Here is an 8,403-nt window from a genome sequence, read left to right as displayed (position 1 = left end):
CTCTTTCGTTCTTTGAATTAATACTATACAAGTTAATGATTGTAAACTTAGGATGTATATGAAAAACAGGCGAAACATTAATAAATTCAAGGCTTTTGGCTCCTTTCAAACTTTGTATTTAACCGAAAGTTTGGTGCTTCGTAATCGCCTACTTTTCATATACTAACCGTTGGCAACAATATGAGTAAACCTCTACAAATTCAATAACTTGATGAAACTTTATTTAATTTACATTCTATTTGGTCTTTTATCATATACACAAGTATACTCGCAAGACTATTATAAAGAAATACATAAAGCAGAAGAATTTATAATAAACAATGAATTAGAAAAAGCTACTTTTCAATATAAAAAAACATTTGAAAAATATAATTACCCCTTTTCTAGAGATTTGCTTGCAGCCACGTGTATTTCACAAAAAATAAAGGACAAAAGTACTTTTTATCAGTTTTTGAAAATTGCTTTGAAGTTTGGTTTAAATAAAACTGAATTACAATACTTCATTAATCATTCACCAAACGACACTATTCTTCTGAATATAAGCGCCAAATATGATGAATTTGAAAAAAGCTATCTTAATAAGATTGACTATGATTTTAATAATAGGTTTTTAAATCTGGATAAAAATGATCAAATTAGAATACATCTTTTCAATAGTAAGCTAAATACTAATTCACCTGAAAAATATAATATTGATAAAGATTTTTTAGTTAATCAATATATTACATTGGTAACCAAATATGGTTTTCCGAGTGATAAAAATTGTGGTAGCAGTGTTAGTAAATCAACCTTGTTTACAAACGAGGGTTTACCTAATTACATAAACGAAAAGGATTATATAATTGAGCATATTATAACTCCAGATATAAGAGTGCATAATGATGATTCTGTATATTTTACGTTGAGTTTTAAAAAGAATAGATTCATCAACAGTTTGACTCATAGACCAGGAAATAGTCTATTATGGCATCTTAACATAAAGAGATACCCTTCATTAGACTCTTTACTTATTGAAGGAATAGAACAATTAAAAATTTATCCTAGTTTATACGCAGCTTGTTTAGAGAGGTATGATATTGATTATTTAATTGGAATGGGAGGTGCTAATTCTATTTGGAGAAAAGAGTTAAAATTTAATATTAACAACGTAAATAAGCTAGACTCCAAAACTAAAACAGCAATTAACAAACGGAGAACTGCAATTGGAATTAGAAGTATAGAAAATGAATTGGCTTTACATAAGGCAATCATAAAACTGGAAGGATTAAAAGAGAAAGATTTTACAAAAATAAAAAGAAGAAATCCAAACCTATTGTATTATTCCCTCTTTAATAGTGCAATGCCTTAATAATACTGTTGCCAACACCGTGTATAATTAATTGATTGGTTCTAGCCTACTTGCGAAAATTCCTGCGGAATTTTCTCGCGTTCGTTTTTGTTTACTAAATTAGTTACTGAAACACGCAACTAACCATACACAATACCCCAAAAATGCCGAGAATCGAACTTAAAACTGAAATAAAAGCTGATAGAAATATCGTCTTTGACTTGTCTCGAAGTATCGATTTACACAAAATATCGACCGAACAAACTAATGAAGAAGCAGTTGCAGGAAAAACAAGCGGATTAATTGGAATAAACGAAAGCGTAACTTGGCGAGCAAAACACTTTGGAATTTATCAAAAACTAACTTCCAAAATAACGGAATTTGATAGACCGAATTACTTTGCAGACGAAATGGTTAAAGGAGCTTTTTCGAAATTTAAACACGAACATCACTTTGCGGAATCGAATGGCGGAACTTTGATGACTGACTTTTTTGATTACAAATCGCCTTTTGGAATTTTAGGAAAGTTAGCGGACAAGCTCTTTCTGAAAAAGAATATGAGTAAATTACTAATTGAAAGAAACAGAATTGTAAAAGAGTTTGCGGAATCTGACAAATGGAAAGATATTATAAATGAATAAAGTACTGTGTACAACACGTATATAAAAAATAGCGATTTAATCGCTTAATCGAAAGTAAATGAATAAATTAGAGGTCATTGTTAAACTGAAAAATTAGTGCACAAAATCCGCTACTTTTCATATACAAAAACGTTGTGCGTCATTTGCTAAAAGCATAATAATAAATGAATAATTTGCTAAAATATATTCGTTCCTTAACAACCTTTTCTGATGAAAATTGGGAAAAGTTACAGCCTGCATTGGTTAAGAAAAAGTTTGAAAAACATGAACTTCTCTTGAAAGAAGGTCATGTTTGTAACTCGCTTTTTTATATCGACACCGGATATTGCAAAAGTTACTATGAAATTGATGGTAATGTAAAAAACACTGAATTGTTCTTTGAAAATGAAATAGCAACAAATGTTACTAGTTTTGGTAGTGGGTTAAAGTCAAAATATAACATCATAGCTTGTGAACCGATAATCAGTATTGTATTTAGCAAGGATAAATTATTTGAAATTTCGAGACAGAGTACTGAAATCGAAAACTTAGGGCGAATTTGTTTACGCCAATTTGCAACAAAACAGGAAGAGTTTTCTGCAATTTTCAAGCTTTACACGGCAAAAGAAAGATTTGAATATATTGAAACCTATTACCCGCATATTTTACAAAGAGTTTCACTTTCTCAATTATCTTCATTTCTTGGCGTAACAAGAGAGACACTAAGTAGAATACGTAAAAGAAGAATTTCGTGATTTTGTGACAAATGTCTCAGCTTAATAAAACAAATATGCACCACTTTTGCCTAAACTAAAATTTGAATTATGTTACAAAAAATTGGTACAGAAAATAATGTTCTAACTTGGTTTGAAATACCTGTCTTAGATACTACCAGAGCAAAAAAATTTTATGAAACGATATTCGATATAGAAATGACTACTAAGGTTTTTGCTGAGACAAATGAAGAATTAACCTTTTTTCCTTACGACCCAAATGTTAAACAGGCACTATCGGGAAGAGTTACAGGTGTTTTATCCAAGTCAGAAGACAGAACACCAACTGAAAAAGGAATATTTGTATATCTAAATGCTAGTCCGAATATTCAAACTGTAATTGATAAAGTTGAAAAAGCAGGAGGAAAAGTTCTCGTTCCAAAAACTGAGGCACCTTTTGGTTTATTTTCAATCATTTTAGATTCGGAAGGAAATCGCATTGGATTACATTCGGGAAAATAAAAAACGAACGCACAACAAAGTATAAAAGCAATAGCGGTTCGAGTTGACACTCAAACCGCTATTGTATTAAATTAAGTATATTGTCAGGAAGAAAAGTGTAGTGCTTTTAATCTGCTACGACATCTTATACAGACCGTTAGGCGCAAGTTAAAATACGTAATCATCACACTGACAGACTATAAAAAGGAAATAAAGAATGAGTAACGAAAAACAAACCATTCACGATTTTGACATAAATATTATTTATGAATATTTTTCAAATACGGAAAGACAAGGACCGGGAAATACCGAAGAGACACTTAAAGCACTAAGTTTCATAACGGGGCTTACTGAAAAGTCTAAAATTGCCGATATTGGTTGTGGAACTGGTAGTCAAGCAATGACGCTAGGACAAAATACACCGTGCGAAATTATTGGAATTGATGTGTGGCAAGATTTTATTCACAAGTTTAATCAAAATGCTATAAATCAGAATCTTCAAGACAGAGTAAAAGGCATTGTTGGAAATATGGAAAATCTTCCGTTTCAAGAAGAAGAATTAGATTTGATTTGGTCGGAAGGCTCTATTTATAATATTGGATTTGAGCGTGGATTAAATGAATGGCGAAAATTTCTGAAAATAGGCGGATATATTGCCGTTACTGAAAACACTTGGTTTCGTGACGAGCGACCTGATGAAATTCAAGAATTTTGGGAAAAGGCATATCCGGAAATAGATACGATCCCGAATAAAATTGCGCAAATGCAAAATGCGGGTTATTTACCGATTGCTACGTATATGTTACCAGAAGCTATTTGGACGGAGTACTATACAAAGCAGGCTTTGAATTTAAACTCTTTTTTAGAAAATCATAAAGGTAATAAAACAGCAGAAGAATTTGCTTCTTCCCAGCGATATGAAGCTGATTTGTACAACAAATACAAAAAGTACTATGGCTATATGTTTTATATTGGAAAAAGAATAAAATAAAAACCTGCACACAACAAAGTACATATTGCAGGGCGGGGCTCGGAGGTACGCCAACTGCGGATTCTCGTTTCGCAGTTCCGTGTCCATCGGACAGGAACGCTCTTCGAAATCCTCCCCGACAACATGTGCCAACCATTGTAAGGCATTTGAAAATCGAAACTGAATGGGAGTTTGGAGCACTGAAATAAAAGGAAATGATACCACATTAGATATTTACTCGAACTTTTTCGATAAGTATAATAATGGTGGAAATCAAGTTTGGGTTTCAAACGAAATAAAAACTGAATTTGCGGACTATTTTGCGGACTCAGACGACAGAAATAATTCGCTATTCGGACTTGCTTTAGCTCAATGGGAAACTAAATCTCTTGAACCGGAAATTTTAGAGCAGGTAAAAGAAATAATTGATAGCGGAACTGACTTAGAATTGTGGAAAGAACTTGGCGCAGATGAAAAGACAATTCAGGAAAGAAAAACTGAATAAAAAACGCCTTACAACAATGGCTAAAAGTAATTGCTTGTTCTCGCCTACTTCTGAATACCCTTTGGATACGGTTTAACTGTTAACCTTTGAAGTAACTACCATGTTTGACAAGAAAAAATTAAAACTTGATATACTATCCAGACAGAAATCACTAGTAGATGTAATAGATAGACTAAAAGAAATTGACCTGGAAACAAATCTTGATGATGGAACCGCCTTAAATTATGCAGTCAATTATCAAAAAATGGACATCGTTACCTATTTACTGGAGCATGGAGCAAATCCAAACAACGCACAACATAGTGGTTTAACACCCCTCATGTCTGCGATAGAGGCAGAGAACATACCACTTATGAAACTCTTATTAGCGCATAATGCCGATGTAACCTTGAGACATAAAAAAGGTGCAGATGCGCTCTTTAAAGCGATCCATCAAAACAATGTTGAAATGGTTGAGGTTCTGTTGCAAAATGGTGCCGACCCCTACCTGAAATTTAAAAATTACACCAATTATCAAGCAGCTATTGAAATGAGTTGCGACAAGGAAATACTTAAGCTATTTGTTAAGTATTGCGGTGAATATAAGAGTTAATAAATAAGAAAAAACCGCGATTAAGTAATTCAGAAGTTAGAATCACTAAAGATCAAGATGGGGAAGGCGTTGTAACTTTTATTTTCAACCCATATTTTGCTATTTCAACTTAACATCTTACCCGGTCAATGTAACATCTTACCAAATAAATGGTGAAGGTTACATTTTTGACATAAAAAGGGATAGGAAAATGCTCAATTTATATGTTATTTGTTAAGGCGAATATAAGATTTCGCAACCTTGAAAAAACAGGTGGGAGTTATATGGATTTTAATGATAAAACGTGCACAGAAAACACACCTAAAATAAGAAGTGTTGTACGTTTTACTTCAAGTGTGAAACCGATTGTTTTAACTGAAATATTATGAAACAATATTTAGAAAAATTAAAAGTTGACAATAAAAAAGAGATTTACGAATTAATTATTGATGAACTATGGGATAAATGTGAGGACGGCCGATACATTGACCGATTAAACGAAGTGGAAAAACCGCTGATTATTTCTCAAATAATTCAAGACAGTATTAACGGAGGAGGAATCAATTCCTTTTTCTATAATAACGCAAATAGTTTAACATCTGAAGGGTTGGCTGCTTTTCAAAAAATAGGACTCACCAAAGTTTATACTATTTTTCAGCAAGCAGTTGAACTATACCCGGCTAAAGCTATTCCTGATGATCTGGAAGAATGCAGAGAAATTCTGGAAAATTTACCTGACGATAACGAGGTGGATGATAAATGGGATGCTCTTTCTAATGAGTTTTACGACTTAAATGAGTATATACTCAACCAGAACCTGATCTATGTTACAGAAAATACTGAACAATTTTGAATAAAGAAGAATACTACGCTGTTGCCACAGACGTTGAAGGAAAAGAGGTTTCCCTAAAAGTGGATAAAGATGGCATCTTAAAAGTTTCGGGTAATCAAAAATTACGTGACCTTAAGACAAATGCGTTAAAAGTTTTTTGTAGAAACAATCAACTAAAATTACTTGAAGCTCCTGATGCCATCTATGTGGGGTGCAATAAAAATCAACTGATTTCATTGCGGGTTGACAATGCTGAGGAGGTGAATTGCTCCGAAAACAAATTAACAGAGCTGTATGCACCCAAAGCTAAAAATGTAAGATGTTCTTTTAATAAATTGACTCACCTTGTTCTAGAAAATGCCATACATATTGATTGTGCTTGTAATTCTGAGCTGGAAAAGTTAATTGCTCCTAAAGCACGAAAGGTGTATAACTACGACACAAAAATAGAGTTTGAAGACATTAAAGAAATCGACTTTTCGTTAAAAAACACTTTTAATCGAGCAACTATTGATAATTATGACATCAGTGAACTAACCATTGATGTAGCACTTGATTTTTTAGAGGAAGTTCGAATAGAGAACCTAACCTTTTTCATCACATTACAGCACGAAGATCATTATATCTATGAAGATGAATCAGATATTGAGGTTTTCCAGACTTACTTAATGTCACCCGGCAATAACAGGTATAATCAGCAAAAAACCATTGATGATCAAATCGATTTACCGTTAGAAAAGGTGAATAAATATCAGGTAACACTAACGGTTCCTATTCATACTAAAAAAGCAGAGAACTTATTAGATGTTATAAAACATGCCCTGCACAATTTTCCAAGCTTAGAACTGGAAAAGTTTTTCGAATTTTTTATCAAAATACATTTGAATTATGAATTAAAAGGTGAAAAAGAATATTACAAAATCTATAAAATAGAAAACCCTTTTTTTACCGGACTATTTTAGCGCAATACAACCTTATTAAACTGCAAAATAGTAGATAAAAAGCGGATGGACAGGATCGTATTCGTCATTAATGGCGTTGGTAAATAATAGAATAGAGATAAAATAAATTTCAAAAGATGGAAAGAGATAGTAATAAAGAACTAATTATCGCTTCTGAAAATGGAGATGAAGAAAAAGTGTTAGAGTGTATTTCATTGGGCGCAGATGTGAACCACAAAGGCCCTAACTCTCTAGCGCTGCATTGTGCGGCATTTAATGGATTTGAAAATATTGTAAAAATACTGCTTGAAAATGGCGCTGATCCCAATATTGCGGATAATCAATCCTTTTACCCCATACAATTAGCCGTATCTAAAAAAGAATTGGATATCTGTTCTCTCCTTTTAGCAAATAATGCCGACATAAAAGTACTGACTGATAAAGGCGGAACTTTGCTTCACCTGGCAGCGGCCATTGGTTTTGTGGACATCTTTGATTTGAAAGGAATTGAAGCAATCGATATAGAGCATAAAGATGCTTTTGGTAATACAGCACTCAACACCGCTGCTGCTTTAGGTCAAACAAGCTTTGCTCACAAGTTAGTGGATAAAAATGCGAATTTAAACACAAAAAATGATCAGGGGTTGACACCACTATTAAATGCTTTAATTTACCTGGAAGACAGCATGATAAAGAGCTGGAATTCTGAGGGAGAGAATGATGGGGTAAGGGTGAAATATGAAATTATCAATGGCTGTTTCCGATATACAAAACCCTATACCGGTGATGATACATTAGGTGATGTTTTACCCGCTTGGGAGCAGGAAGAAATTTGTGAAGAATTGTCCTGGGCTCCTAAAGAGCATTTAAATTACTGGAAAACAATTGACTTTATTATTGATTTAATAGACTATGGGGCAAATTTTGAGGACGAAGAGGATAAAGGACATAGTGCAATACTGCACGCTTGTTCTATCGGAGAGCCCGCTTTGATGCAAAACCTGATTGCAGCAGGAGCCACATTTGATGTCAAAGATAATGCAGGAATTACACCACTTCATTATTTAGCCAGAAGCAAAAGAGTGGATGGATTAGAAGAATACTATAAACTAAATGACAATAAATTTTCCAACTTTAAAGACGAAAAAGGATGGACACCTCTTCATTTTCTGGCGGATTTAGGGGGACACCGAAGAATGGCCGAAATTTTACTCGAGAACGGTGCTGATGTGAATGCAGAGAGTACAAAAGAATTTGTTGTATTTCCCGTAGGAACAAAACCTGCTGAGGTGGCAAAACATTGGGATGATGAGGAATTAATGAAACTATTGTCGTAAATAAAAAACGATTGTATAACAGTAGGGTAAGTAAATCATCGTTTGTTTAGTTAGCAAACTGGCATTACAACATTACTTTCAATACT

At 33.3% G+C, this 8,403-nt stretch carries 10 protein-coding genes; all 10 read left to right on the top strand.

Annotated elements, in window-relative coordinates:
* The first annotated feature begins 211 nt into the window (after positions 1–211).
* The 10 genes from AC4PL9_RS12470 (at position 212) to AC4PL9_RS12425 (ending at position 8,317) form a co-directional block, all read left to right on the top strand.
* Entirely contained in the window at positions 212–1,348 is a 1,137-nt protein-coding gene (locus AC4PL9_RS12470; RefSeq protein WP_491605078.1) for a hypothetical protein, read from the top strand.
* Positions 1,349–1,491: 143 nt separating this feature from the next.
* On the top strand, positions 1,492–1,968 hold the full coding sequence (locus tag AC4PL9_RS12465; RefSeq protein ID WP_491605077.1) for an SRPBCC family protein: 477 nt from the start codon (positions 1,492–1,494) through the stop codon (positions 1,966–1,968).
* A 164-nt stretch (positions 1,969–2,132) separates the two neighbouring features.
* Positions 2,133–2,702, top strand: coding sequence for a Crp/Fnr family transcriptional regulator (locus AC4PL9_RS12460; RefSeq protein WP_491605076.1), 570 nt, complete (start codon positions 2,133–2,135; stop codon positions 2,700–2,702).
* Positions 2,703–2,771: 69 nt separating this feature from the next.
* Positions 2,772–3,182 (top strand): VOC family protein, encoded by a 411-nt coding sequence (locus AC4PL9_RS12455; RefSeq protein WP_491605075.1) that lies wholly within the window; start codon positions 2,772–2,774, stop codon positions 3,180–3,182.
* A 196-nt stretch (positions 3,183–3,378) separates the two neighbouring features.
* Positions 3,379–4,152 (top strand): class I SAM-dependent methyltransferase, encoded by a 774-nt coding sequence (locus AC4PL9_RS12450; RefSeq protein ID WP_491605074.1) that lies wholly within the window; start codon positions 3,379–3,381, stop codon positions 4,150–4,152.
* Positions 4,153–4,315: 163 nt separating this feature from the next.
* On the top strand, positions 4,316–4,636 hold the full coding sequence (locus AC4PL9_RS12445) for a hypothetical protein (protein WP_491605073.1): 321 nt from the start codon (positions 4,316–4,318) through the stop codon (positions 4,634–4,636).
* 100 nt (positions 4,637–4,736) lie between these two features.
* A complete protein-coding gene (locus AC4PL9_RS12440) occupies positions 4,737–5,228 on the top strand; it encodes an ankyrin repeat domain-containing protein (protein ID WP_491605072.1) in 492 nt (163 codons plus the stop codon).
* Between the two features lie 364 nt (positions 5,229–5,592).
* Complete coding sequence (locus tag AC4PL9_RS12435) at positions 5,593–6,060, top strand: DMP19 family protein (RefSeq protein ID WP_491605071.1); 468 nt, start codon at positions 5,593–5,595, stop codon at positions 6,058–6,060.
* Entirely contained in the window at positions 6,057–7,001 is a 945-nt protein-coding gene (locus tag AC4PL9_RS12430; protein ID WP_491605070.1) for a hypothetical protein, read from the top strand. Before AC4PL9_RS12435 ends, AC4PL9_RS12430 begins: the two co-directional genes overlap by 4 nt.
* 116 nt (positions 7,002–7,117) lie before the next feature.
* A complete protein-coding gene (locus tag AC4PL9_RS12425; RefSeq protein ID WP_491605069.1) occupies positions 7,118–8,317 on the top strand; it encodes an ankyrin repeat domain-containing protein in 1,200 nt (399 codons plus the stop codon).
* The last annotated feature ends 86 nt before the right edge of the window (positions 8,318–8,403 follow it).

The sequence above is a fragment of the Wandonia sp. genome (genome assembly GCF_984588085.1).
Note: the sequence above shows the minus strand (reverse complement) of the source record. Positions and strands in the feature narration are given on the sequence as shown.